At 63.5% G+C, this 23,552-nt stretch carries 21 protein-coding genes, 1 tRNA gene and 1 other RNA gene; 6 read left to right on the top strand and 17 right to left on the bottom strand.

Features of this window, described 5'->3' with window-relative positions:
• The first annotated feature begins 3 nt into the window (after window positions 1-3).
• Window positions 4-726, top strand: a complete 723-nt coding sequence (locus tag ACRECS_RS14365; RefSeq protein WP_431583633.1) for a TonB-dependent receptor — start codon at window positions 4-6, stop codon at window positions 724-726.
• A gap of 400 nt (window positions 727-1,126) precedes the next feature.
• Here ACRECS_RS14365 and ACRECS_RS14360 read toward each other — a convergent pair whose 3' ends face one another.
• From ACRECS_RS14360 to ACRECS_RS14330, 7 genes are all read right to left on the bottom strand, one after another.
• Window positions 1,127-2,971, bottom strand: coding sequence for a DUF885 domain-containing protein (locus ACRECS_RS14360; protein ID WP_431583632.1), 1,845 nt, complete (start codon window positions 2,969-2,971; stop codon window positions 1,127-1,129).
• Window positions 2,972-3,048: 77 nt separating this feature from the next.
• Window positions 3,049-3,924 carry an acyl-CoA thioesterase gene (locus tag ACRECS_RS14355; protein WP_431583631.1) on the bottom strand — a complete coding sequence of 292 codons (876 nt, stop codon included), beginning with the start codon at window positions 3,922-3,924 and terminating at the stop codon, window positions 3,049-3,051.
• Window positions 3,925-3,938: 14 nt separating this feature from the next.
• On the bottom strand, window positions 3,939-5,078 hold the full coding sequence (locus tag ACRECS_RS14350; protein WP_431583630.1) for an acyl-CoA dehydrogenase family protein: 1,140 nt from the start codon (window positions 5,076-5,078) through the stop codon (window positions 3,939-3,941).
• Window positions 5,079-5,235: 157 nt separating this feature from the next.
• The gene (locus ACRECS_RS14345) at window positions 5,236-6,420 is read right to left on the bottom strand and encodes an acyl-CoA dehydrogenase family protein (protein WP_431583629.1); all 1,185 of its coding nucleotides are present in this window, start codon (window positions 6,418-6,420) and stop codon (window positions 5,236-5,238) included.
• A gap of 19 nt (window positions 6,421-6,439) precedes the next feature.
• A complete protein-coding gene (locus tag ACRECS_RS14340) occupies window positions 6,440-7,750 on the bottom strand; it encodes an amidase family protein (protein WP_431583628.1) in 1,311 nt (436 codons plus the stop codon).
• Window positions 7,750-9,780 carry a 3-hydroxyacyl-CoA dehydrogenase NAD-binding domain-containing protein gene (locus ACRECS_RS14335; RefSeq protein ID WP_431583627.1) on the bottom strand — a complete coding sequence of 677 codons (2,031 nt, stop codon included), beginning with the start codon at window positions 9,778-9,780 and terminating at the stop codon, window positions 7,750-7,752. Before ACRECS_RS14335 ends, ACRECS_RS14340 begins: the two co-directional genes overlap by 1 nt.
• 79 nt (window positions 9,781-9,859) lie before the next feature.
• The gene (locus tag ACRECS_RS14330) at window positions 9,860-11,080 is read right to left on the bottom strand and encodes a serine hydrolase domain-containing protein (protein WP_431583626.1); all 1,221 of its coding nucleotides are present in this window, start codon (window positions 11,078-11,080) and stop codon (window positions 9,860-9,862) included.
• Window positions 11,081-11,217: 137 nt separating this feature from the next.
• Between ACRECS_RS14330 and ACRECS_RS14325 the strand changes: the two genes are divergently transcribed.
• Window positions 11,218-12,984 (top strand): class I adenylate-forming enzyme family protein, encoded by a 1,767-nt coding sequence (locus tag ACRECS_RS14325; RefSeq protein WP_431583625.1) that lies wholly within the window; start codon window positions 11,218-11,220, stop codon window positions 12,982-12,984.
• 18 nt (window positions 12,985-13,002) lie between these two features.
• A complete protein-coding gene (locus ACRECS_RS14320) occupies window positions 13,003-14,127 on the top strand; it encodes a M23 family metallopeptidase (RefSeq protein WP_431583624.1) in 1,125 nt (374 codons plus the stop codon).
• A gap of 307 nt (window positions 14,128-14,434) precedes the next feature.
• Here ACRECS_RS14320 and ACRECS_RS14315 read toward each other — a convergent pair whose 3' ends face one another.
• From ACRECS_RS14315 to ACRECS_RS14300, 4 genes are all read right to left on the bottom strand, one after another.
• Window positions 14,435-15,007, bottom strand: a complete 573-nt coding sequence (locus tag ACRECS_RS14315) for a hypothetical protein (RefSeq protein ID WP_431583623.1) — start codon at window positions 15,005-15,007, stop codon at window positions 14,435-14,437.
• A 25-nt stretch (window positions 15,008-15,032) separates the two neighbouring features.
• Complete coding sequence (locus ACRECS_RS14310; protein WP_431583622.1) at window positions 15,033-15,854, bottom strand: hypothetical protein; 822 nt, start codon at window positions 15,852-15,854, stop codon at window positions 15,033-15,035.
• Window positions 15,855-16,050: 196 nt separating this feature from the next.
• A complete protein-coding gene (gene glpK, locus ACRECS_RS14305) occupies window positions 16,051-17,526 on the bottom strand; it encodes a glycerol kinase GlpK (RefSeq protein WP_431583621.1) in 1,476 nt (491 codons plus the stop codon).
• Window positions 17,523-17,909, bottom strand: coding sequence for a hypothetical protein (locus ACRECS_RS14300; RefSeq protein ID WP_431583620.1), 387 nt, complete (start codon window positions 17,907-17,909; stop codon window positions 17,523-17,525). Before ACRECS_RS14300 ends, glpK begins: the two co-directional genes overlap by 4 nt.
• Window positions 17,910-18,262: 353 nt before the next feature.
• Between ACRECS_RS14300 and ACRECS_RS14295 the strand changes: the two genes are divergently transcribed.
• A complete protein-coding gene (locus tag ACRECS_RS14295) occupies window positions 18,263-19,378 on the top strand; it encodes an AI-2E family transporter (protein ID WP_431583641.1) in 1,116 nt (371 codons plus the stop codon).
• Between the two features lie 57 nt (window positions 19,379-19,435).
• Window positions 19,436-19,512, top strand: a tRNA-Asp gene (locus tag ACRECS_RS14290).
• Between the two features lie 4 nt (window positions 19,513-19,516).
• Here ACRECS_RS14290 and ACRECS_RS14285 read toward each other — a convergent pair.
• The 6 genes from ACRECS_RS14285 to ACRECS_RS14260 all read right to left on the bottom strand — a co-directional run bounded on the left by ACRECS_RS14285 (window position 19,517) and on the right by ACRECS_RS14260 (window position 21,419).
• On the bottom strand, window positions 19,517-19,960 hold the full coding sequence (locus ACRECS_RS14285) for a DoxX family protein (RefSeq protein ID WP_431583619.1): 444 nt from the start codon (window positions 19,958-19,960) through the stop codon (window positions 19,517-19,519).
• Window positions 19,935-20,186, bottom strand: a complete 252-nt coding sequence (locus ACRECS_RS14280) for a DUF2842 domain-containing protein (protein WP_431583618.1) — start codon at window positions 20,184-20,186, stop codon at window positions 19,935-19,937. The genes ACRECS_RS14285 and ACRECS_RS14280 overlap by 26 nt, the downstream gene beginning before the upstream one ends.
• On the bottom strand, window positions 20,183-20,725 hold the full coding sequence (locus tag ACRECS_RS14275; protein WP_431583617.1) for a 5-formyltetrahydrofolate cyclo-ligase: 543 nt from the start codon (window positions 20,723-20,725) through the stop codon (window positions 20,183-20,185). Before ACRECS_RS14275 ends, ACRECS_RS14280 begins: the two co-directional genes overlap by 4 nt.
• A gap of 22 nt (window positions 20,726-20,747) precedes the next feature.
• Window positions 20,748-20,904: non-coding RNA, 6S RNA (gene ssrS / locus ACRECS_RS14270), on the bottom strand.
• Window positions 20,905-20,931: 27 nt separating this feature from the next.
• The gene (locus ACRECS_RS14265; RefSeq protein ID WP_431583616.1) at window positions 20,932-21,219 is read right to left on the bottom strand and encodes a cell division protein ZapA; all 288 of its coding nucleotides are present in this window, start codon (window positions 21,217-21,219) and stop codon (window positions 20,932-20,934) included.
• A complete protein-coding gene (locus tag ACRECS_RS14260; RefSeq protein WP_431583615.1) occupies window positions 21,219-21,419 on the bottom strand; it encodes a hypothetical protein in 201 nt (66 codons plus the stop codon). The genes ACRECS_RS14265 and ACRECS_RS14260 overlap by 1 nt, the downstream gene beginning before the upstream one ends.
• 168 nt (window positions 21,420-21,587) lie before the next feature.
• On the opposite strand from ACRECS_RS14260, the gene tkt reads away from it, so the two are divergent.
• Complete coding sequence (gene tkt, locus ACRECS_RS14255; protein ID WP_431583614.1) at window positions 21,588-23,549, top strand: transketolase; 1,962 nt, start codon at window positions 21,588-21,590, stop codon at window positions 23,547-23,549.
• The last annotated feature ends 3 nt before the right edge of the window (window positions 23,550-23,552 follow it).

Genomic DNA, 23,552 nt, shown 5'->3' with positions numbered 1-23,552 from the left:
GACATGCGGATCGTTTTGAAGATGCTGATCGCGACGACAATGCTCGGCATCGCAGCACCGGCACTGGGGCAGGAAGTGCTCGTGACGGCGCAACGGCGCGGCTATAATAATGGCGATGCGAGCTACAGCGACGGCGTCGTTGCGTCGTCACGCCCGATCATCAACCTGAAGCGCACCGCGGATTATGCGGTGCAGACGGTGCGCGTGGTCGGCGATGCGCGTGATTTCACGACGCGGCGCAATGACCTGCGCGCCACGATCAGCAACATGATCGCGACCGCCGGAAAGGCGGGCGTCGAACTGGCGACGGGGGATTATGTCCTCGAGCCTTTGACGCTTGCCAGATACGAGCGGCTGAATTTCTCCAGCGACGGGCGATCGGACACCGACCAGACCAGTTTCCTGGCCAAGGTTCGGCTCACGCCTGGAATGACCATTGATGCGGCGAAGGCGAAGATCGCGCAGTTCGTCGCTTCCGTGTCCAAGGTTGGTCGGTCGCAGGTCAGCGCCACCAACGATCTGACATTGTCGGTGATCAACCCCGATCAGTATCGCAGCCAGATCATCGACCTGATCGCTGCCGATGCGGCGCTGTCGGCCGCGAAGTTTGGTACCGGTTCCGGGGTCGATGTCACCGGGCTCGACCGGCCCGTCGAATGGGCGCGCGGGGGACCGACCGATGTCTTCCTGTTCCTGCCGTCTACCTATACGGTGCGGAAACGCTGAGCGGTAAGCGTCAGGCGGTGTTCGATGGCGCCGCCCGCAGCTCCAGCGGGAAAGGTCGGTGCTCAGGTCATGCGCTGATTCAACCCTCCGGCGAAATATGAGAACGCAGCGATGGACGGAAAGCCATTCGGTTTTCCGCCGCGCTCTTTGACATAACCGGAAAAAATGTCCGTCAGCCTGGCTGGCTGTTACGGCTCGAACAGCCAGTGATGGTGGCTGTTCCTGGCTGTTCCTTCGCTGTTATGCTGGCTGTTACCTGGCTGTTCGGTGGCTGTTATCTGGTGTCAGCCAGTTTTGCGTAACATGCTGAAATAAAATCGTAATCTGAGCGAAAAATCCAACATAACAGCCAGCAAAAAATTCATTCTCCGAAATAACAGCCAGCAAGCCGCGCCACGGGTCAGGCCATTGCCTTCGCCGTCCAGCTGTCCACCACCCGCCCAAGGACACTGAGCGGGACGCCACCGACACCGACCACGAGGTCGTTGAACTGCTTTACGTCGAACCTTGCGCCGAGCGCGGTCTTCGCCTTGGCGCGCAGCCGGTTGATCTCGTTATGCCCGGTCTTGTAGCCCAGCGCCTGGCCCGGCCACGCGCAGTAACGGTTGAGTTCCGTACGGCATTGCGACGTGGTGTAGCCGGTCGCCTCGCCGAACCAGCGCATCGCCTGTTCCATCGTCCAGCGCTTGTGGTGCAGCCCGGTGTCGGCCACCAGCCGGCAAGCGCGGAAGTTCATCGATTGCAGATAACCGAGATGCGCGAGCGGATCCGCGGCATAGGCGCCCACCTCGTCAGTGAGCTGCTCGGCGTAAAGCGCCCAGCCTTCGCTATAGGCGTTGAACGCGAGCAGGGTGCGGATCAACGGCAGGCTATAGGTATATTCGCCCTGCCAGACATGGCCCGGTATCCCTTCATGGCTGACCAGGGTCGGCAGTGCGAAACGCGGCCAGATGCTGGTGTCCTTCAGGTTGATGTAGAAATTGCCAGGAGACTTGCCGTCGATCGATCCAGCGCCGGCATAGGCATTGGAGGCACCGGCCTCGATCGAGGTGGGGACGCGCTTCACGATCAGGTTGCCGGCAACGACCTTTCCGAACACCTGCGGCATCTTGCCGCGGATGCCCGCGACGGTGTGGTTGAGATAGCCGAGCAGCTCAGCGCGTCCGGCGTCTGTGTTGGGAAAGAGCAGGTCGGGCCGCTTGCCGAGTTCGGCCAGCCGCGCGCCGACGCTGCCCTTGGTCAGCCCCTGTGCCTTCAACAGCACGTCCATCTCGGCGCTGAGCGTGGCGACCTGTTCCAGGCCGGACTGATGAACTTCCTCCGGCGTGCGCTTGGTGGTTGTGCCGGCCTCGACCAGCCAGGCATAGGCGCGCTCGGCGTCCGGCAGCTTCCACATGCCGGGCGTTTCGCTTGCCTTGTCGCGCAATTTGGTCAGCGCGGCCGCCTGACGCGTCAAAGCGGGCGCGATCTTGTCCCTGGCGACGCTTGCGGCGCTCTCGCCCCAGGTGCCGGCGACGCTCGCCTTGTTGGCCTTCTCGGCGAATGACCGGATCAGGCCCCAGTCCGCGATCGGCTGGGTTGCCGCGCTGTTGAGCTGGCCGGCGGTGATGTCGAGCAGGAAATTGGGCAGCACGATGCCTTTGGCCGCGTCCGCCTCGATCCGCGCGGTCTCGGCGTCGAGCGAGGCCGCATAGGCCTCCAGCCGCGCCAGATAGGCATCGGCATCGGCACGCGTCGCGATCTCGTGCTTGCTCTCCATCATGTCAGGCACTTCGGCGAACGCGCCGGTGCCCTGCGACACGATATAGGGCGTGCTGCGATAGGAAACATTCTGGTTGAGGATCGCGACATCGCCGCCGGGCAGCGCGGCCCAGCCGCCCACCGCGAGCTGATAAGCCGCCTGGACCACATCGACATCGAGTGCGACCTGGGTTGAGAGCGTCGAGCGGTCGATCGCTTCGAGCAGGCGTAGGCGGGCTCTGGCGGCATCGCGGTGGCTGGCATCGCCGGCCGCGCTGCGATCGGCGAGCTGCGCTTTCAGTCCGCTGCGCTTGCCTGTGTCGATGCCGAGTGTCGTGGCATTGTCGGGGAAGGTCGCGAGCATTTCCTCGGCGATCGCGGCAAGCGCGTCGGTCGCGGCCGCATCGCCGGGCGCGCCGGCTTTGCCTGCGGCGAGGGCAGGGAAGGTGGCCGCGACGCCGGCAATGCCGGCACCGGCGAGGAGGTGTCTACGATTGAGCAGCATGGGTGGTCCTGTGATGAGCGATTGGAGACATGCTGCCACAGGAGGGGTGATCGGGAACAGCGAATTGCTGCGGCTGATCACTCGCGCAGCCGCATCAATCCTTCCTGCGCGCAACTCGCGACCAGTCGGCCGTCGCGGGCGTAGATCTTGCCGCGGTTGAAGCCGCGCGCATGGCCTGCCCAGGGACTGTCGGTGGTGTAGAGCAGCCAGTCGTCGGCGCGGAAATCCTCGTGCAGCCAGACCGAATGGTCGAGGCTGGTGCTCTGCAGCTTGTGCGTCATCCACGACACGCCGTGCGCGAGCGAGGAGGTGCCGAGCAGCGACATGTCCGATGCATAGGCCAGGATCGCGCGGTGCATCGCGGCATCGTCGCCGATCGGCGCGACGACACGGAACCAGCTGCTCTGGCGCGGCTCCTGCTTGACCGGGTGAAGCCAGCTGCGCGGCGTGACCGGGCGGATCTCGACCATGCGCGGCCGCAGGAACTGGTGCCGGAAGCGTTCGGGAATCTCGTCCATCATGGCGAGGCGCAAGTCGCGGTCGGACTTGAGCTCTTCCGGCGGCGGCACGTCGGGCATCGCATCCTGATGCGCCAGCCCGCCTTCAGGGGCTTGCAGCGAGCAGGCCATGTTGAGGATCGGCTGACCCTTTTGCATCGCGATCACACGGCGCGTGGCAAAGCTGCGGCCGTCGAAATCGCGCACCACGCGGTAGATGATCGGCAATTCCTCCGCCCCGGGCCGCATGAAATAGGCATGGAGCGAATGCGCGATCTTCGGTGCGTCGGTCGAGCGCTGTGCGGCCTGCAGCGCCTGTCCGATCACCTGCCCGCCGAATACCCGGCCGAACCCGTCATTGCCGACCTTGCCGCGATAAAGATCGGTATCGAGCGGCTCGACATCGAGCAGGTCGACAAGATCGGCGGCGAGCTGTTCGGGTGTGGGATCGGTCATACCGGACTCGCCTATCAATAGCCCGCCGCGACCGCCAGCCGGTCGGCGTGGAAGTTCGCATCGCCGAACATCTCGGCCAGCACGCGGGCGCGCTTCAGGTAGAAGCCGATATCATATTCATCGGTCATGCCGATGCCGCCGTGCATCTGCACGCCTTCCTGTACTGACAAGGTGGTGGCGAGCGCGGTCATTGCCTTGGCCACCGACACCGCCTCATCGGCCCGATTGCTAACGGCACCGCTGCCTTCATCCAGCAGCTGGGCGGCCTTGAGCACCGCGGCGCGGGCGACCTCCATTTCGGAATAGAGGTGCGCGGCGCGGTGCTGCAGCGCCTGGAAGCTGCCGATTGTCGCGCCGAACTGCTTGCGCTCCTTGAGATAATTGACCGTCAGGTCCATCGCGCCGCCGCCGACGCCAAGCAGCTCGGCCGAGGCGCCGGTGCGGCCGGCGCGAAGCAGGCGGTTGAGCGGATCATTGCCGGCATCGACTTCGCCGATCACCGCATCGGCATCGACTTCGACCCCGTCGAAGGTCAGTCGCGCGGCCAGGCTCGAATCCGTGAGGCGCTCGGCCTCGGCGGTCAGGTTCGCGGCGCCCTTGTCGACGGCGAACAGCGTGATGCCCTGTTCGTCATCGGCTGAGCCGGCGGTGCGCGCGGCGACGATGATCAGGTCGGCAATATGGCCATGCGTCACGAACTGCTTCCTGCCCGACAGTTTGAAGCCATTGCCCGAGCGTTCGGCCTTCATCGCCACGGTGCCGCGATGCTTGGCCGCTTCGTCGATCGCCAGTGCGGCGACGGTGTCGCCGGCGATGATGCCGGGGAACCAGCGCTCGGCCTGTGCGCTGCCCTTCAGTGCTTCGACGGCAGCGACGGCGGTCGACAGGAAAGGCGAGGGGGACAGGTTGCGGCCAATCTCCTCAAGCACCACGCCGGCTTCGACATGGCCCAGGCCCAGGCCGCCTTGGTCCTCACCGATCAGGATGCCGGTAAAGCCCATCTCGGCGAAGCTCTTCCACAGGTCGCGTGAGAAGCCCGTCGCGTCCTTCGCATCGCGCATCGCGCGCATGTGCGAGACCGGGGCATGTTCGGCGACGAAATCGCGCGTCGTGTCGCGGAGCATCGTCTGTTCGTCGTTGAGATAGAGAGGCATGTCTTATTCTTTCCTTCTTGCCCTCTCCCCTTTGGGGAGAGGGAGGGGAGAGGGGCAGTCCAGAACGCAGACCGGCGTTTGTGACGCCCCCTCTCCCGACTTCCCCCGGCCTTTGCCGGGGTCGTCTGCCCGCTCCCGGAAGAGAGAGGGCGTTGGGTTAAGCTGACGGCAAATCCAGGATCCGCTTGGCGATGATGTTGAGCTGGATCTCGCTGGTGCCGCCCTCGATCGAGTTCGCCTTGGTCCGCAGCCAGGCGCGCGCCGCGCCGCCGCCCGCGGAGCGTTCGCTTTCCCATTCCAGCGAGTCCGAGCCACCCGCCGCCATCATCAGTTCGTAGCGCGACTTGTTCAGCTCGGTGCCGTAATATTTCATCATGCTCGGCTGGGCGGGGTGGGCGCGGCCGGCCTTGAGTTCGTCGATGAAGCGCTCGGACATCATGCCGAACGCCTTGGCGCGGACCTCGAACGTCGCGATGCTTGCGCGCAGCAGCGGATCGGCGAGCTTGCCGTCATGGTCGAGCCCGACCGTCGCGATCGCGCCGTCGATCAGCGGATTGCGCCCGGTCGAGGCGAGGCCCATGCCGGAGATCATCTCGCGCTCATGGCCCAGCAGATATTTCGCGACGTCCCAGCCCTTATTCTCGTCATGGATGCGATTGGCCTTGGGCACCTTCACATTGTCGAAAAAGGTCTCGCAGAAGGGCGAATAGCCGCTGATCAGCAGGATCGGCTTGGTCGACACGCCTTCGCTCGCCATGTCGAACAGCACGAAGCTGATCCCGCCCTGCTTGTTGGTCTTGTCGGTGCGGACGAGGCAGAAAATCCAGTCGGCCTTGTCGGCGTAGCTGGTCCAGACCTTCTGGCCATTGACCAGATAGTAATCGCCCTTGTCCTCGGCCGAGGTGGCGAGGCTGGCGAGGTCGGAGCCGGCGTTTGGCTCGGAATAGCCCTGGCACCAGCGGATCTCGCCGCGCGCGATCTTGGGCAGATGCTCGAGCTTCTGCTCCTCGGTGCCATATTTCAGCAATGCCGGCCCGAGCATTGAAATGCCGAACGAATTGAGCGGGTTGCGCGCCTTGATCGCGGCCAGTTCCTCGCGCAGGATCTTGGTTTCGGCCGGGCTCAGGCCACCGCCGCCATAGGCCTTGGGCCAGTCGGGCACGGTCCAGCCACGGCCGGCCATCGCGTCCATCCATTCCTTCTGACCGGGCTGGAAATCGGGATTGCGGCCGCCCCAGGTCGCGTCCTTTTCGGAACGGACCGGCTCGCGCATCTCGGGCGGGCAATTCGCCGCGAGCCAAGCGCGGGTTTCGGTGCGGAAGGTATCGAGGTCAGTCATCATGGTTCCTGAGTCTGGCAGTTCAACCGATCGCGCCGTCGACGAGACGGGCGACCGCAATGGCGGTGTGGTCACGGTGCGGCGCGGCAATCACCTGCATGCCGATGGGCAAGCCATCGGCCGTGGTGCCGATCGGCACGGCAGTGGCGGGAAGGCCGGGGAAGGTGGCAATGCCGGGCCAGGCGAATTGCACTGCAAACGGCGTCTGTTCGCCGTCGATCAGCAGCATGCGGCTGCGCAACGCGGTGTCGTCGTGCACGAATGCAGCGCTCCCCAGTACGGGTGCGAACACCACGTCGAAATCCTCGAACAGGCGCACCCAGGCGCGCTTGTTGCGCGCCTGATCGTCGAGCAGGTCGAACCATTGGATCAGCGTCGCGGGCGTTCCGCCTTGCGGGGCGATACCGCGAGCGATCGCGATGCCGAGCATGCGCATATAATCGCTTTGCTGCTTCGCCAGATCGGGCAGCAGGTCGGTCTTGCGAGTCACAAGCGCGCCGGCTGCTTCCAGCGCCTTCGCCGCCGTTTCGATCGCCGCCACAATTGTCGGATCGACCTTGGCCGACGGATGATCGGTCAGCAGCAGGATGCGCAAGGCCCTTGGGCTTTCGATCGTGGCGCGGGGTTGCGGCACATCGGCGACCAGGTCGAACGCCAGCGCCAGATCGGCACCGTCGCGTGCCATTGGCCCGATCACCGCCAGCACCGAACGTGCGCCATCGGTGCCGGGGAAGAAATGGCCTTGATTGGGCAGCACGCCAAAGGTCGATTTATGCCCCCAGACACCGCAGAAATGCGCCGGCACGCGGATCGAGCCGCCAATATCGGAGCCATATTCGAGCGGCACCATGCCCGAGGCAAGCGCGGCGGCCGCGCCGCCCGACGATCCGCCGGGGACACGCGTGTGATCATGCGGATTGCTGGTGCGGCCATAGACCGGATTGACCGATTGCAGGTCGGCGAGGCTGACCGGCACATTGGTCTTGCCGAGAAAGACCGCGCCGGCCGCCTTCAGCCGCTGGACCGCGACCGCGTCCTTTTGCGCGATATGGCCGCGATGCGCCTCGAAGCCCCAGGTCGTCGGCAGGCCGGCGATGTCGTAGCTTTCCTTGATTGTCATCGGCACGCCGAGCAACGGCGCGGTGTCGCCGGCGGCGAGGCGGCGGTCCATCGCTGCCGCCTGTTCCCGCGCACGATCGAAATCGCGCACCACCACTGCATTGATCGGCCCATCGCGGTCCTCGATCCGCGCGATCGCTGCCTCGCATTCGAGGAGAGCGCTGCTCTCCCCGGCGCGGATCGCCGTCGCGGTTTCGAGTGCCGTGCGTTCCATCAGCTGAAGCGCCCGTTGCTCTCTGCCTTGGACTTGAGCAGCTCGGCGACCTTGAAGCCATGCTTCTCCAGGCCGGCGACGATCTTCTTCAGCCCTTCGGTGTCGGCCCAGAACATCGGCCCACCGCGATAGACTGGCCAGCCATAGCCATAAATCCACACCACATCGATGTCCGATGCGCGCTGCGCCATCTTCTCCTCAAGGATCAGCGCGCCTTCATTGACCATGGTGTAGAGCGTCTTTTCGATGATCTCCTCATCGCTGATCTCGCGCTTCTGCAGGTTCGACTTGCTGCGGAATTCCTCGATGATCTCGGCGACGCGCGGGGAGGGGGTCGGATTGCGCTTCTCGTCATAGTCGTAAAAGCCCTTGCCGGTCTTCTGGCCCCAGCGGCCTTCGGCGGCGAGCGCGTCGCGGATATTCTCGATCCGGGTCGGGTCGCGGTGCCAGCCGATATCGACACCGGCGAGATCGCTCATCTGGAACGGGCCCATCGGCATGCCGAACTCGACATGGACGCGGTCGATCTGTTCCGGCGTCGCGCCTTCCATCAGCAGCTTGTTGGCCTCGACCTGGCGCGGCATCAGCATGCGGTTGCCGATAAAGCCGTGGCAGACGCCGGCGACCACGGCGACCTTCCGGATCGTCTTGGCCAGCGCCATGACGGTGGCGAGAACATCATCGGCGGTCTTCGCGCCGCGCACCACTTCAAGCAGCTTCATGACATTGGCAGGCGAGAAGAAATGCATGCCGAGCACGTCCTGCGGACGCGCGGTCACCGCGGCGATCTCGTCGATGTTGAGATAGGAAGTGTTCGACGCGAGGATCGCGCCCGGCTTGGCGATTGCGTCGAGCTTGGTGAAGATATCCTTCTTCACCTCCATCGTCTCATACACCGCCTCGATGATCAGGTCGCAATCAGCGAGTTCGGCGAAGTCGAGCGTCGGCTTCAGCGCGCCCATCGCCTGCTCGACCTGTTCGGGCTTGAGCCGGCCCTTGGCGGCCGATGCCTCGTAATTCTTGCGGATCACGCCCGTGCCGCGATCGAGCGCTTCCTGCTGCATCTCAACGATCGTCACCGGAACACCAGCGGACAGGAAATTCATCGAGATGCCGCCACCCATTGTGCCGGCACCGATCACGCCGACCCGCTTGATCGGGCGCAGTGCGATGTCCGACGCGATGCCGTCGATCTTCGCGGCCTGGCGCTCGGCGAAGAACAGATGGCGCTGTGCTGCGCTCTGCACGCCCATCATCAGCTTCATGAATTCCTGGCGTTCGAACGCGATGCCCTCGGCGAAGGTCGAACCATCTGCGGCCTTCTCGACACAGGCAATGTTGGCGGCGGGCGCATCGAAACCACGAAAGCGCTTGGCATTCTCCTTCTTGAATGCGGCAACCGCTTCGGGGTCGGCCTTGGCAACCTTCTCGCTGGCGCGGGGCAAGGGACGCGCCGCGGCGATCTCACGGGCAAAGGCGATTGCGTCGGCGGCCAGGCTGTCCTCGCCGGCAATGCGGTCGATCAGGCCTGCGTCGAGTGCGCGCTTGGCCGAAATCGGATCACCCTTTGCGGTCAGTTCGAGCGCGATCGGCACACCGGCGATGCGTGGGATGCGCTGCGTGCCGCCGGCACCGGGGAGCAGGCCGAGCTTCACTTCTGGCGTGCCGATCTTCGCGCTGGGCACGGCGATACGGTAATGGCAGCCAAGCGTGACTTCGCACCCGCCGCCAAGCGCAGTACCGTGGATCGCGGCGACCACTGGCTTGTCCGATGCCTCGATCAGATCGACCACGGTGGGCAAGCCGGGCTCCTGCATCGCGCGGCCGAATTCGGTGATGTCGGCGCCGGCGAAGAAAGTGCGGCCGTCGCAGCGGATCACCATCGCCTTGATCGAATCGTCGGCAAGGCCTTCCTTGATGCCGGCGTCGAGCCCCTGGCGCACCGCTGCGCCAAGCGCATTCACCGGTGGGTTGTTCGAGATGATGACAAGGACATCGTCATGGCGTTCGGTGGTGATCGGACCGGTCATTTTACTCTCCTGATGGTCGGGCCGGCGCAGGGCCGGCTTGTTCAAGCGATAAGGGCCCGGCCATGGCCGGGCGGGGGGTTCAGGTCAGCGCGGAATAGATCAGCGTCTTCAGTTCGCGCCGGATGGGATAGACGTTGGACGGGCTCATTTGAGTCATGAAGATCATATGCAGCTTCTCGACGGGGTCGATGAAGAAGGCGGTCGAGAACATGCCGCCCCAATAATATTCGCCGACGCTGCCCGGGATCATCGATCGTGCCACGTCGATATTGACCGCGAAACCAAGCCCGAAGCCGGTCCCGGCATTGGCCGCCTCGCTGAACAGCGACTGCGACATGGTTGCGAGGTCGGAACGGCCGGGCAGATGGTTCTGCGTCATCAGCTCAAGCGTCTTGCGGCCGACGATGCGCGCGCCGTCGAGTTCGCCGCCGTTCAGGCACATCTGGCAGAAGCGATGATAGTCGAGCGCGGTCGAGACCAGCCCGCCACCGCCCGAGAGCAGCTTCGGCCGGCGGCTCCACGCGCTTTCCGTGCCGCGATCATACATGATGCGGCCCTTGCCGGCGACGAAGGTGTAGCAGTCGGTCAGCCGGTCGATCTTGTCCCCCGGCACATCGAAGAAGGTATCGTGCATCTTGAGCGGCGCGAAGATGCGCGCGCGGAAAAAATCGTCGAGCTTCATGCCCGAGACGCGCTCGACCACCGCGCCGAGCACATCGGTCGACACCGAATAATTCCACCCCTCGCCGGGCGAGAATTCGAGCGGGATCTTGCCCAGCGCCCCGATAAAGCCGTCAAGGTCGAGATTGCCGTGCCAGTTTTCGATCTTGCCCTCGCGATAGGCGGCATCAATGTTGGAGCGGTTCTGAAAGCCATAGGTCAGGCCCGAGGTATGGCGCAGCAGATCGACCATGCGCATCGGTTCGGTGGTCGGTTTGGTGACGAAGGGCACGCCCGCGCCGCCGCCATTATAGACGCCCAGCCCTTTGAATTCGGGCAAGATGTGATGGACCGGCGTGTCGACCGCGACCAAGCCCTGTTCGACCAGCATCATGAAGGCGATCGAGGTGATGGGCTTGGTCATCGACGCGATGCGGTACAGCGACGTCTCATCGACTTGCTTGCCGCCTTCGCGGGCCGCACCCTGGCTGCTGAAATGGACGATCTCTCCGTCGCGCGCGATCAACAGTTGAGCGTTGGGAAGCTTGCCCGAATCGACATAGCGCTCCTTCAACAGGCCATCGATATGGGCCAATCGAGTGGCATCCAGACCGTGCGATCCTGGCTTCGCGATCTTCATCTGGCTTTCATTCCTCTGGCATCCCTCCGGCCATACCCCCGGTTCGAAACTGGTCGCACCCTATTGCCTTGAGTGGCGCGCGAATCAACACTAACCTTGGTTGAAACGGCAGATAAGCCAAACCCGAAGTTCAGAATATGGAGAGACGCGTCTTGGATATCGAACCTCTCATCGCGCTCGACCCCAACTGGCCCCGGGTCTCGCTGGCGCAGGCGCAGGCCGCGCTGACCGCGGCAGGCAGCAAGTTCGAAATGGATATGGCCGATATTCGCGGCGTGCCGACTCGGGTGTGGAAATATGCGCCGCCCTCGCTCGCCTTTCTGATCCAGGCGGCGCGCGCCTACGGGCAGAATGTCTTCACCGTCTATGAGGATGAGCGCGTCACTTACGAGGCGAATTACCGCGCCGTCGCGACGCTGGCGACCAAGCTGCAGGAAATGGGCATCGCGAAGGGTGACCGCGTCGCGATCGCGATGCGCAACCTGCCCGAATGGCCGGTGATCTTCTTCGCCGCGGCATCGATCGGCGCGATCGTCGTGCCGCTGAACGCTTGGTGGACCGCGGGCGAGCTGGAATATGGTATCGACGATTCAGGCACGCGGATCCTGTTCGTCGATGCCGAGCGGCATCAGCGGCTGATCGAGTCCGCCCCGGCGCTGCCCGCAGTGGAGCGGATCATCGTCGCGCGCGCATCCGGCGCGCTGGAGGGCAGGGCGTCGCGGCTGGAGGATCTGATCGGTACGCCGACCGGTTACGCGGCGCTGCCCGATGGGCCGTTCCCGCAGGTCGCGATCCACACCGATGACGATGCGACGATCTTCTACACCAGCGGCACGACCGGCAATCCCAAGGGTGCGCTCGGCACGCATCGCAATCTGATGACCAATATCATGTCGGCGGGCTATGCCTCGGCGCGCTCGGTGCTGCGGCGGGGCGAGGCGGTTCCCGATCCGACGCCGCGCACCATGCTGACGGTGATCCCCCTGTTCCATGTCACCGCGTGCAGCGCGAGCATGATGGGCGTGATCGCGACCGGATCGACCATGATCTTCATGCGCAAATGGGATGTGGTGCAGGCGATGGAGATCATCCAGCGCGAGAAGGTCAACATCACCGGCGGCGTGCCGACCATCGCGTGGCAGCTGATCGAGCATCCCGACCGGCACAAATACGACCTCTCCTCGATCGAGGCGATCGCCTATGGCGGTGCGCCCTCGGCACCCGAACTGGTCAAGCGCATCCATGAGGAATTCGGCGCGCTGCCCGGCAATGGCTGGGGCATGACCGAGACGATGGCGACGGTGACGAGCCATTCGAGCGAGGATTATCTCAACCGCCCGACCAGCGCGGGGCCGGCGGTCGCGGTCGCCGACCTCAAGATCATGGACGACGACGGAACGACCGAAATGCCGCTCGGCGAAGTCGGCGAGCTGTGGGCGCGGGGGCCAATGATCGTGAAGGGCTATTGGAACAAGCCGCAGGCGACCGCCGAGACCTTTATCGACGGCTGGGTGCGCACCGGCGACCTCGCAAAGCTCGACGAGGAGGGCTTTGTCTATATCGTCGACCGCGCCAAGGACATGATCATCCGCGGCGGCGAGAATATCTATTCGAGCGAGGTCGAGAATGTCCTCTACGCGCATCCGGCGGTGACCGATTGTGCGCTGATCGGCATTCCGCATCGGACATTGGGCGAAGAACCGGCGGCGGTGGTCCATCTCGCGCCGGGCATGGAAGCGACCGAGGCGGAACTGCAGGCCTGGGTGCGCGAGCGGCTCGCAGTCTTCAAGACGCCGGTCGCGATCCGCTTCGTGCATGAGACATTGCCGCGCAACGCCAATGGCAAGATCCTGAAAAAGGATCTGAAGACATTGTTCGAGGACAGGGTTGGGGTGGCGGCCTGACGCGGCTAGACCGCGTCGATGCGATATCTCCGTCCGCTCATCCTTTGCGCTGCGCCGGTCTTGCTGGGCGCGGCCGGAAGCGAGCCGCTGTCTGAATCGTTCGACGTCAGTGTGCCGCAGGCGCCCCAGATCGTCGCGACTAACGGAGAGAAAGCAGTTCGCTATGAGATTCATCTGACGAATTTTGCCGCAACGCCGCTGGCGGTGCGGGGCATTCTTGTCACTGACGCTGATACCGGCAAGACTCTCAGGAGCTTCAGCCGCCGCCCGTTGCAGGCGAATCTGATCCCGCTCACCGGGGCGAAGGACGATCCGGGCGCGGCGCGGGTGACGATCCAGCCGGGCGCGAGAGCTGTCCTCTACGTCGAACTGACCGGGCCGGTGCCACGGCGGATCGGTCACACGGTGGATTATATCGCGGCGTGCGAGACATGCCCGCTGCGTCTCGAAATTCCGACCATTATGGTAAACCAAACTGCACCCGTGACGCTGGCGCCGCCACTGGCGGCGGGACCCTGGGCGGCGGTGCAGTCGCCAGACTGGCCGCGCGGCCATCGCCGGGTGGTCTATACGCTGGACGGCAAGGCGCGCATTCCCGGACGCTATGCGATCGACTGGGTCGGCCTCGACGATGCCGGCCGTACAAGCCGGGGCGATCCCGATCGTCCGGCGGAGACGATCGGCTATGATGCGCCGGTCCTGGCCGGCGCCGATGCGCGGGTCGCGGCAGTGCGCGACGGGATGGTCGAAAGCGCGTCGATCGCGCGCAATCCCGACCATGTGCTCGGCGACGGATCGGGTAATTATGTCGCGCTCGACCTGGGGCAGGGGCGCTACGCTTTCTATGAGCATCTGCGGCCGGGCAGCATCGCGGTGAAGGTCGGGCAGCGAGTCCGTCGCGGGCAGGCGATCGGCGCGCTGGGCTTCAGTGGCGACACGACCGGCCCGCACCTTCATCTGCACGTCGCCGACAGCCTCGATCCACTGAAAGCGGAAGGCATCCCCTTCGTGATTGATGCCTATACCGAGATCGGCCGGTATGACGATATCGGCGCACTTGGCAGCAAGCCGTGGCAATCGACGGGACCGACGCGCAAGTCACGCGAATGGCCCGCGTCCAATGTCGTGGTCCATTTTCGCTGAAGGTCAAAGACCCGGCGCATCACGGACCATATGAGACACCTGTACCGGTGGCGCTGCGGCGGCCCTGCTATCGACAAAGAGAAAGAGCGTGCCGGTGCAAGTCCGGCAGATGGAGATGTGCCCGATCCTCGGCTATGGTTGAATCGTCGTCGACGCCATGCGGCGAGGACGGTCGGGGGAGATATGTTACACCGGTTGTGTCCCATATCTCGTATGCCGCCGTTCTCGTCACTTGGCGATGTAATTTATATACATATCAGATACTTGACCGTATCCAACTGCTGGCAGAATATGCCCGCCATAACAGTTAAGGTTGGGCCGTGACGAACGCGCGGCCGGACTGCTGTACACCGGAGCGAGAGGCTGCGACATAATCGAAATAGCTGATGTTTCGAAAATTGCTGGAAGGCGTAATCACGATGGTGCCGTCTGGCTGTAGTTTTGCCGTTATGTCGTTTGAATTATCTTGCGGAACAGAGACAGATACGAGCCGTAGTCCCAGGTAATACTGAGAGCTTGCGCTGGAATCTGTATTGATCTCAAAATCATCAAGTGTCGGTACATAAGAATGCTGGTCATATGTTGGAGATGATTGGAATATTGTCCGGAGCGTCAAAGGCATTCCTACCTTGAGCGTGTAGAAGTTCGTAGAGGTAAATAATCCGGCACTGGTTGGAAACGGAAGAGTCGGAGCGTATTTGGCTGTTTGAAGTTTAACGTCGGATGAATTCAGTTGCATCATCTCGGATGCCACAACCGCAGAGTTTTCTCGAAAAAGTCGTGCTATATTGGACATCAAAAAGCCACGTACGCCATTCGTATATTGCGGGGTATTGGTGGCAGTAAGTTCCGTTGACACCGTATTGGCGTAGATAATCACCAGGTGTGCCGCTGCAGTCAGAACATCAGCACGGAAGCCCCGCGCGGGGGGGGCGCGTTTGGAGATTATCGAAGATTACGGCCAAATCAGCATTGTTGAAAACATATCTTTGGGGAAAAGCCGAAAGGCTCGCGCCGACGGCATCATATTGAGGTACATCGCCCTGATAGGGATTCGGCCCTATAGTGATGTATCCCAGTACCAAGCCCAGCGCCGTTGCGCGGATATGAAAGCCCAGCATCTTGATGGCGTCCTGCCGTCGCGAGGCATCTCCCGATTCGAGTTCACTGATGGCATCGTAGGTCAGGAGATTGGGATTGGACTGCAGGCCGAAGGTTTGTCCCACGATGCCAAACTGTACCTTGAGCTTTTCCTGATCCACTGTGCGAAGCATTGTCGTCAATGGCGTGATGACTCGCGCTGCCTTGGGCGCTGTCATGTGCACATAGGACGAGGTGATTTGGTCGTAACCTTCAATCTCTTTGTCGTTGTCGGTTAAATCCGAATTTGCAGGGCGAGCAGGATCATTTGAGTAGCTATAAGCAAGCAGCGGATCGGCAAATCCAGGATAATAAAAGCCGCTACGGCTACCAAATCCACGCGCCAAGAAGGAGGTGCTGCCGTCACGGAAAAAATACTCTCCTGCAACGATGGCGCTCGAGTAGGCGCGAATCGTTGGTGCCGGCAACGGTGTCGGTGTCGGTGTCGGTGTCGGTGTCGGTGTCGGTGTCGGTGTCGGGGTTGGAGTGGTTACGACTGGAATCGGCGACGCAGACTCCGATCCGCCGCCGCAAGATATCAAAGCAAGCGAGGCGAGCGGCGAAACCGCTAATTTCCAGTTTGCCAATATTTCCCCCTACAGTTTAATCACTTGCAGGCCCGCACCTGCTATTTCCTTGCCCCGGATCGATATGGCCGAATGCCGAGAGTCTGGCAACGAGCCGCGCGTAGGTCTCATCACCGCGGAAACGCTTCAGGGTTGGGCGATTCACTATCACCTCTTCGCCCCACCGGACTACTCAGTTGCCGTCTGATAGCCAGAGTCAGCCGACCACCTTGTCGACCGCCGCTTTCCATCCCTCCAGCCGCCGTTCGCGCGCATCGGCATCGATCGCCGGTTCGAACGTCTCGACGCTGCCGCGCATCGCGCTGGCATCCTCAAGCCCGGTGAACAGGCCGCATCCGACCCCGGCCAGCATTGCCGCGCCCAGTGCAGTCGTCTCGGCGAATTTCGGGCGTTCCACCGACACGCCGAGAATGTCGGCGAGATCCTGCGCCATCCAGTCATTGGTGACCATGCCGCCATCGATGCGCACGCTCTGCCAATCGACCCCGTCGGCGGCAAAGGCGGTCTTCAGGTCGTGCGCCTGATGCGCCATCGCCTCCAGCGCGGCGCGCACGATATGCGCCTTGCTGGTCGAGAAGCTGAGCCCGGACAGCGCGCCGCGCGCCTCGGGCTGCCACCATGGGGCGCCAAGGCCCGACAAAGCGGGAACGAGATAGACGCCGCCATTGTCCGGCACGCTGCGCGCCAGCGCTTCGGTTTCGGCAGCGGTGCCGATCAGGCCGATCTCGTCGCGCAGCCATTTGATCAGGCTGCCGGCAACGAACACCGACCCCTCCAGCGCATAAGCGCGGCGCCCGCCCAATTGCCAGACGATGGTCGAGAGCAGGCGGTTGCGCGAGGTGGGCGGGGTCGGGCCGGCCTGAGTCAGCACGAACGCGCCGGTGCCGAACGTCGCCTTGGTTTCGCCCGGTTCGAGGCAGGACTGGCCGATCGTCGCGGCCTGCTGGTCGCCGGCAATGCCGCAGATCGGGATTGCCGCACCGAACAATGTCGTCTCGCCGAAGTGCCCGGCGCAATCGACGATCTGGGGCAGCGCCTTGCGCGGCGCGCCGAACAATTCGATCAGCCCGTCATCCCAATGCCCGCTGCCGATCGCCATCAGTGCGGTGCGGCTGGCGTTGGTCGCATCGGTGATGTGCGCGCCACCCCCATTTTCCCTGGCGGTCAGCTTCCAGATCAGCCAGCTTTCGATCGTGCCGATGGCGAGGCGATTGCCGGCCTCCTTCAGCTGCGGCCAGTTGTGCATCGCCCAGCCGATCTTCGAACCCGAGAAATAGGGATCGAGCAACAGCCCGGTCTTGGCCTGCACCGCAGGCTCATGTCCGGCCTCGCGCAGGTCGCGGCAGATCGCCGCGGTGCGCCGGTCCTGCCAGACGATCGCCGGAGCCAGCGGCTCGCCGCTCTCGCGGTCCCAGAACACCACGGTCTCGCGCTGGTTGGTGATGCCTATCGCGGCGATCCGCTCGGCACCGCCGGCCTGATCGACCATCGCGCGGGTGACGGCCAGGGTCCGCTCCCAGATTTCCGTCGCGTCATGCTCGACGCGGCCGGGCTCGGGATAATGCTGGGTGAGTTCGCTGGCCTTGCTGCCGAGGCATTTCCCATCGGGTGTGAACAGCATGGCGCGGGTTGAGGTGGTGCCTTCGTCAATAACCAGGATCAGGTCGCTCATGTTGTCGCCTTATGTAAAAGCGGGGGATTCGGAAGCAGGATGCTGGCGATCAGGCCGCCGATCGACACGATAAAGGCAAAGCCGATTGCCCAGGTGAGGAATCCGAGCGGCAAATTACCGGGATGACTGTTGGCCGGATCAAGCAATTTGCCGAAGAAACTGCCATAGGCCATCCCCACCGCGACGCCCCAGGCAGCGGAGAAAAAGCTCCGCGTCGCGACTGTCGGGCGTCCGACGGCGATGGCGGCAGCGATCATCATCGTGCCGAGCAGCATGTCATCCATCCAGGCGGGCACTGGCCGACCAGTGCCCCAGGTGCGGTACGCCTCGCCGACCATGATCAGCACGGCGCCGATGATTGCGATGATGCGGAGCGCTTTCATGACGCGCGGGTCCGCTTTTGATCGAGCTCCCGCCGCATGAATTCTCTCCCATCCGCCTCTGTCTCTATCGACATGGCGCGGTGCGACCATATCCCACGACAATCAATCGCGACAACCGGCGCGGCGGCCGTAAATCGGGCATGCGCACGAAACAGGACCGACCGGGATTACAAGCCATGGGAATGAGGCTAGTGTCGCCGGGAATTGCGAAGGGCGGGTACCGGGTGGCGGACAAGGCGACGGAAGAACAAAAGCCGATCGAGCAGCCGAAGATCACGCCGGCATCGACGTTCGGCGCGTTCGGCCTGCCGCTGGTCGGCACGATCGAGGCGGGCGAGGATTCGCGGATCGCGATGCGCCGCGACCGGTTGCTTGCCGCCCTGACCCTGATCTGCGGCATCGGCCTGGCGCTGGCGCTACCCTTCGCCTTGAAAGCGGGGGCGGAGTTTTTTCTGCCGACCACCGCCGCGCTGGTCATTGCGATCGCGCTGGTGCCGGTGCTCGAATGGCTCGAGCGGCATCATGTACCCTCGGCCCTGGCGGCGCTGACCTGCGTATTGTTGTTCCTGGTTGCGGCGAATATCGCGCTGGCGGCGATCATCGTCCCGGCGATCGAGTTTTTCCGCAAATTGCCCGACCGGATCAACCGCATCCAGATGAACATCCAGCCGATACTCGATCTCTATTCGACGCTGGAAAAATATATCAACCGCACGGTGCGCCAGCTGGCCGCGAACGATGCGGTGCGCCAGCCGCAGACAGTCGCGGCGGCACCGCCCAATTCGATCCTGGAACTCGCCGCGACCTCGGCGCCGACATTGATTATCCAGGTCTTCTTCGCGATCCTGGTGGTCTTTTTCTTCCTCTCCGGCTGGACCCGGCTGCGCAAGAAGACGATCACCAGCCGGTCGAGCTTCGGTGGTGCGATGGCGACCGCGCGGGTCATTCAGGACGTGGTCGACGATGTGTCGGCCTATCTCGGCACGATCACGGTGATCAACCTCTCGCTCGGGCTGGTCATCGCCTTTGCCCTGTGGCTGCTCGACATGCCGTTCCCGCTGATGTGGGGCGGTATCGTCGCCTTGCTCAATTATATTCCCTATTTCGGGCCGATCATTGCCGCGATGCTGCTGCTGCTCGGCGGCCTGATGACGTTCCAGGATGTGTGGGTCGCGGTGCTGCCCGCGATCATCATGATCGGCGCGCACCTGATCGAGGCGAATGCGATAACGCCGTTCATCGTCGGGCACCGGCTGACCATCAACCCAATTCTGATTCTCATCTCATTGAGCTTCTGGGGATGGGTATGGGGCACGACCGGCGCGTTGCTCGCGGTACCACTGCTGATCATCCTGCAGACCGTGATCGGCGCGGCCGGCAAGCCCGATATCGCCGGTTTCCTGTTCGAACACGGCACCTTGACCCAGCAACGCAAGCGCCGCGGGCGGAATGATTTGCCCGAAGCATAAACAGTCTGTTGACAGGGTAGGGCACCTCGCTTAGGTGCCGCGCCTCACGCTTCATAAGCGGGTGTAGCTCAGTTGGTTAGAGCGCCGGCCTGTCACGCCGGAGGTCGCGGGTTCGAGCCCCGTCACTCGCGCCATTCTTTAGATGGAATGGCCCTGAACGCGGTGCCGGCCGATCAGCCGGTCAATCGAAAAAGCTCCCGCGCCGATCGTTGCGAAGACCAGTCCGAACAGGATCAGCGCGACCGACGGGAACGCACCGCGAATCCCCAGAGCTGCATCGACCATCACCAGCGCGACGATGAAATTGATCGCACAGACCAGTCCCGCCCAGCGCGCCGCCAGGCCGATGCTGAGCGCGATGCCGGTCAGGAACTGCGCCCAGACCGACAACGGGGCCATGATTTCGGGGGCTGTGAAGCGATTGTAACGCAGAAAAGCCGCGAATTCGTCCATTCGCTCGGCACTGGTCACATTGTCCCAGGTGCCCCAGACAAGGAACGCGCCGATCACGACCCGCGAGAGGAGCAGTGCGGCATCCCCTCCGCGGGCGAGAATGTCAGCCTTTACCAACTCGCGTCGCATTGCCCGTCTCCGCCTGGCGCCAGCGCCCGGTTTCCATCCACAGCAGCATGCGCCGCATCGGAAGGATCCACAGCCAGACGATGCCGGTGACGAGGTAAAAGGCAAGCTGCAGCAGCCAGTGCCACCTGCCGACCCAGTCCGACGCGGTGGCCACCAGCACGACCCAGAATGTGATCATCGCCAGAATCGCCAGCATGCCGACCGGTTTGCGCCAACTGGGCGTCATCGGGTGATCCATTCTTCTTCGGTGGCGATGGCGTGGAGCGGTACGTCCCACGAGTCGACGGGTAGTGATTCGACCTGTTGTATCGACCAGGCGATGCCGATACGCCAGCTGTCGGGAAAGCGCAGGAACGCGCGATCATAATAGCCGGCCCCTTGGCCGAGCCGGTTGAGCGAGCGATCGAACGCGACCAGCGGGGCGAGAATGATATCCGGGCTGAGTTCGGCAGCCTGCTCGGCCGGCTGATGCAAGCCGAACGGCCCGGCGATCAGCGCCGCCTCGGTATCCCAGCTGAGGAAGCGCATTGGGGTCGCGCGATTGACGATATGGGGCAGGGCAATGATGCACCCGGCCTCGACTGCGGCACGCGCGAGCGGGCTCGGATCGGCCTCGCTGCCCATCGGGACATAAGATGCCACGGTCATCCCATGCGACAGCCGCGCCAGATAGGCCGGCGGCAGGGCCATCGCCGGTCGCGTCGCCGCAACGAATTCATCGCGGGCAGCGCGCGTTGCGGTGCGCAAGGCTTGCTTGTCGGCCATCATCTCAAAATGCGGTGATTGTGGCGGGACCACCGTGGCCGTTTGCCTGAATATCCTCTGACGCCGTTAGCATCAGGTGGGGATCATGTACGACAGGCCAAGACCTGCGCAGGGACAACCCCCTAGGAAGAATAATCGCCTCAGGGATAATCGGTAAGGCTCGTACCGGGCAGTGCCCGCCACTTATTGTTATAGGGATTGAGAGGTTAATTCTCAAGTGCTTCGGCCAGCCCCTCCAGCCGGTCGGCAAGTCGGTCGAGCAGCGCGCTGCTGGCGCCTTGGGGCGGGCGGTTCTGGGCCTCGTCGAGCGAATCGGCGAGCATCAACGCGATGAACAGCATCGTGCGTTCGGCGTTGAGGCCGCCTGCAGCGCGCGACGCGGCTGCCCATTGCGCATCGAGCATGCTGCTGATGCGGAGCAGTTGATCCTCTTCGCCATCGCGGCAGGCGACGGTGTGGCGGCGGTCGCCGATGGTCAGCGTGACATCGGCCATCAGTCCTCACCCTCCTGCGCAATATCTTCCTGCGCGATGATGTCATCGAGCGCTGCGATCGCCTCGATCATGCGGCTGCGCAGCGCTTCATGGCGGATGGCAAGGACCCCGGCCGCCCGGTGCCGGGCAGCCATCGCGGCTTCGATCCGGGCAATGGCGACCTCAATACGGTCGGTGGCGGAAGAAAGGGCATCGGCCATGTTGTTGCGATAGCACGGCTTCGCGCTGCGACAAGATCGATTTGGACCATAAGGTTGACGCAGCGTGCGGGTCACCGCAAAGACCGCGCACATTATCGACTCGCCGGCTACCCCCAACCAAGACTTTTGCGCCAGGAGCTTTTGGGGCCCGGTAACCCGAGGAAACCGATGTCCGCATCCGATACCGATCTCGCCAATGCCATTCGCGCGCTTGCGATGGACGCCGTCGAGGCGGCCAATTCCGGACATCCCGGCATGCCGATGGGCATGGCCGATGTCGCGACGGTGCTGTTCACCCGCTATCTGAAATTCGATCCGGCAGATCCGGCCTGGCCCGATCGCGACCGGTTCGTGCTGTCGGCCGGGCATGGCTCAATGCTGATCTACGCGCTGCTCAACCTGACCGGTTATGCGCGCCCGACGATGGACGATATCCGCCGGTTTCGGAAACTCGGCAGCCCCTGCGCCGGCCATCCGGAGAATTTCGAACTGCCCGGTGTCGAGGCGACAACCGGCCCGCTGGGGCAGGGCTTTGCCATGGCGGTCGGCATGGCGGTCGCTGAGCGTCATCTGAACGCGGCGTTCGATGACAGCCTGGTCGATCACAACACCTGGGTGATTTCCGGGGACGGCTGCCTGATGGAAGGCATCAACCATGAGGCGGTCGGGCTGGCCGGGCATCTCGGCCTTGGTCGCCTCAATGTGTTGTGGGACGACAACAAGATCACCATCGACGGCGCGACCAGCCTGTCGACCAGCGAAGATATCCCGGCGCGCTACCGCGCCAGCGGCTGGCATGTCGTGTCGTGCGACGGCCATGACACCGCCGATATCGCGCGGGCGATGGACGAGGCGCTGGCCGATCCGCGGCCATCGCTGATTCAGTGCCACACCATCATCGGCAAGGGCGCGCCGAACAAGCAGGGCACGTCGGCGACGCACGGCGCGGCATTGGGCGCGGCGGAAGTCGCGGCGGCGCGCGAGACATTGGGCTGGAGTTCGGCGCCGTTCGAGATTCCGGCGGACATCCGTGACACTTGGCTGGCGGCCGGCGCGCGCGGCGGCGCGATTCGCAAGGACTGGCAGGACCGGCTGGCAAGTCATTCGGATCGTGCTGAATTCGAACGCCGCATGGCCGGTGACCTGCCGGCGGGCGATGTCGTCACCAATACCTTTGCCGGCTGGACCAGCACGCCGCAGAATGTCGCGTCGCGCAAATCGTCCGAACTGGCGCTTGACGTCCTGACGCCATTGGTGCCCGAAATGCTCGGTGGATCGGCCGACCTAACCGGATCGAACAATACCAAGGCTAAAGGTCAGCAGCCACTGACGCGCGACGATTATGCCGGGCGTTATGTCTATTACGGCATCCGCGAATTCGGCATGAGCGCGGCGATGAACGGCATGGCGCTGCATGGCGGGGTCATTCCCTATGGTGGCACCTTCCTGGTGTTTAGCGATTATGCCCGCCCCGCGATCCGCCTGTCGGCGTTGCAACATGCGCGGGTGATCTATGTCATGACGCATGATTCTATCGGGCTGGGCGAGGATGGCCCGACGCACCAGCCGATCGAGCATCTGATGAGCTTGCGCATGATCCCCAATCTCGACGTGTATCGCCCGTGCGATGCGGTCGAGACCGCGGAATGCTGGGCGCTGGCGCTGGAAAAGAAGACCGGCCCGGGCCTGCTCGCGCTGACGCGGCAGAATCTGCAACAGTTGCGCACCGGCGGTGAGATGCTCAGCGCAAAGGGCGGTTATCGCCTGCGCGAGGCCAATGCCGCGCGCCGCGTCGTGCTGATCGCGACCGGATCCGAAGTGCATATCGCAGTATCGGTCGCTGACCGGCTGGAGGAACATGGCATCGGCGCAGATGTCGTCTCGATGCCTTGCACCTCGCGCTTCGATGCGCAGAGCGACGCTTATCGCGCGGATGTGCTGCCCGACGGCGTGCTGCGGGTGTCGATCGAGGCCGGCGTGACCTGGGGATGGGAGCGCTACACTGGCGATGCAGGCTTGCGCTTCGGCATCGACAGCTTCGGTGCCTCGGCGCCGATCGAGCCACTATATGAGCATTTCGGCCTGACCGCAGAGGCGATCACGCCAAAGATTATTGCTGCATTGAACTAATGC

The organism is Sphingomonas sp., assembly GCF_050725575.1.
Lineage (GTDB): Bacteria > Pseudomonadota > Alphaproteobacteria > Sphingomonadales > Sphingomonadaceae > Sphingomonas.
This window is presented reverse-complemented; position numbering and strand designations above follow the sequence as displayed.

What these genes read in the sequence shown, in the direction of transcription:
- ACRECS_RS14365 (WP_431583633.1), top strand. Translation starts at nt 4, where the DNA reads ATGCGGATCGTTTTGAAGATGCTGATCGCGACGACAATGCTCGGCATC.
- ACRECS_RS14360 (WP_431583632.1), bottom strand. Translation starts at nt 2,971, where the DNA reads ATGCTGCTCAATCGTAGACACCTCCTCGCCGGTGCCGGCATTGCCGGC.
- ACRECS_RS14355 (WP_431583631.1), bottom strand. Translation starts at nt 3,924, where the DNA reads ATGACCGATCCCACACCCGAACAGCTCGCCGCCGATCTTGTCGACCTG.
- ACRECS_RS14350 (WP_431583630.1), bottom strand. Translation starts at nt 5,078, where the DNA reads ATGCCTCTCTATCTCAACGACGAACAGACGATGCTCCGCGACACGACG.
- ACRECS_RS14345 (WP_431583629.1), bottom strand. Translation starts at nt 6,420, where the DNA reads ATGATGACTGACCTCGATACCTTCCGCACCGAAACCCGCGCTTGGCTC.
- ACRECS_RS14340 (WP_431583628.1), bottom strand. Translation starts at nt 7,750, where the DNA reads ATGGAACGCACGGCACTCGAAACCGCGACGGCGATCCGCGCCGGGGAG.
- ACRECS_RS14335 (WP_431583627.1), bottom strand. Translation starts at nt 9,780, where the DNA reads ATGACCGGTCCGATCACCACCGAACGCCATGACGATGTCCTTGTCATC.
- ACRECS_RS14330 (WP_431583626.1), bottom strand. Translation starts at nt 11,080, where the DNA reads ATGAAGATCGCGAAGCCAGGATCGCACGGTCTGGATGCCACTCGATTG.
- ACRECS_RS14325 (WP_431583625.1), top strand. Translation starts at nt 11,218, where the DNA reads ATGGAGAGACGCGTCTTGGATATCGAACCTCTCATCGCGCTCGACCCC.
- ACRECS_RS14320 (WP_431583624.1), top strand. Translation starts at nt 13,003, where the DNA reads ATGCGATATCTCCGTCCGCTCATCCTTTGCGCTGCGCCGGTCTTGCTG.
- glpK (WP_431583621.1), bottom strand. Translation starts at nt 17,526, where the DNA reads ATGAGCGACCTGATCCTGGTTATTGACGAAGGCACCACCTCAACCCGC.
- ACRECS_RS14300 (WP_431583620.1), bottom strand. Translation starts at nt 17,909, where the DNA reads ATGAAAGCGCTCCGCATCATCGCAATCATCGGCGCCGTGCTGATCATG.
- ACRECS_RS14295 (WP_431583641.1), top strand. Translation starts at nt 18,263, where the DNA reads ATGCGCCGCGACCGGTTGCTTGCCGCCCTGACCCTGATCTGCGGCATC.
- ACRECS_RS14285 (WP_431583619.1), bottom strand. Translation starts at nt 19,960, where the DNA reads ATGCGACGCGAGTTGGTAAAGGCTGACATTCTCGCCCGCGGAGGGGAT.
- ACRECS_RS14280 (WP_431583618.1), bottom strand. Translation starts at nt 20,186, where the DNA reads ATGACGCCCAGTTGGCGCAAACCGGTCGGCATGCTGGCGATTCTGGCG.
- ACRECS_RS14275 (WP_431583617.1), bottom strand. Translation starts at nt 20,725, where the DNA reads ATGGCCGACAAGCAAGCCTTGCGCACCGCAACGCGCGCTGCCCGCGAT.
- ACRECS_RS14265 (WP_431583616.1), bottom strand. Translation starts at nt 21,219, where the DNA reads ATGGCCGATGTCACGCTGACCATCGGCGACCGCCGCCACACCGTCGCC.
- ACRECS_RS14260 (WP_431583615.1), bottom strand. Translation starts at nt 21,419, where the DNA reads ATGGCCGATGCCCTTTCTTCCGCCACCGACCGTATTGAGGTCGCCATT.
- tkt (WP_431583614.1), top strand. Translation starts at nt 21,588, where the DNA reads ATGTCCGCATCCGATACCGATCTCGCCAATGCCATTCGCGCGCTTGCG.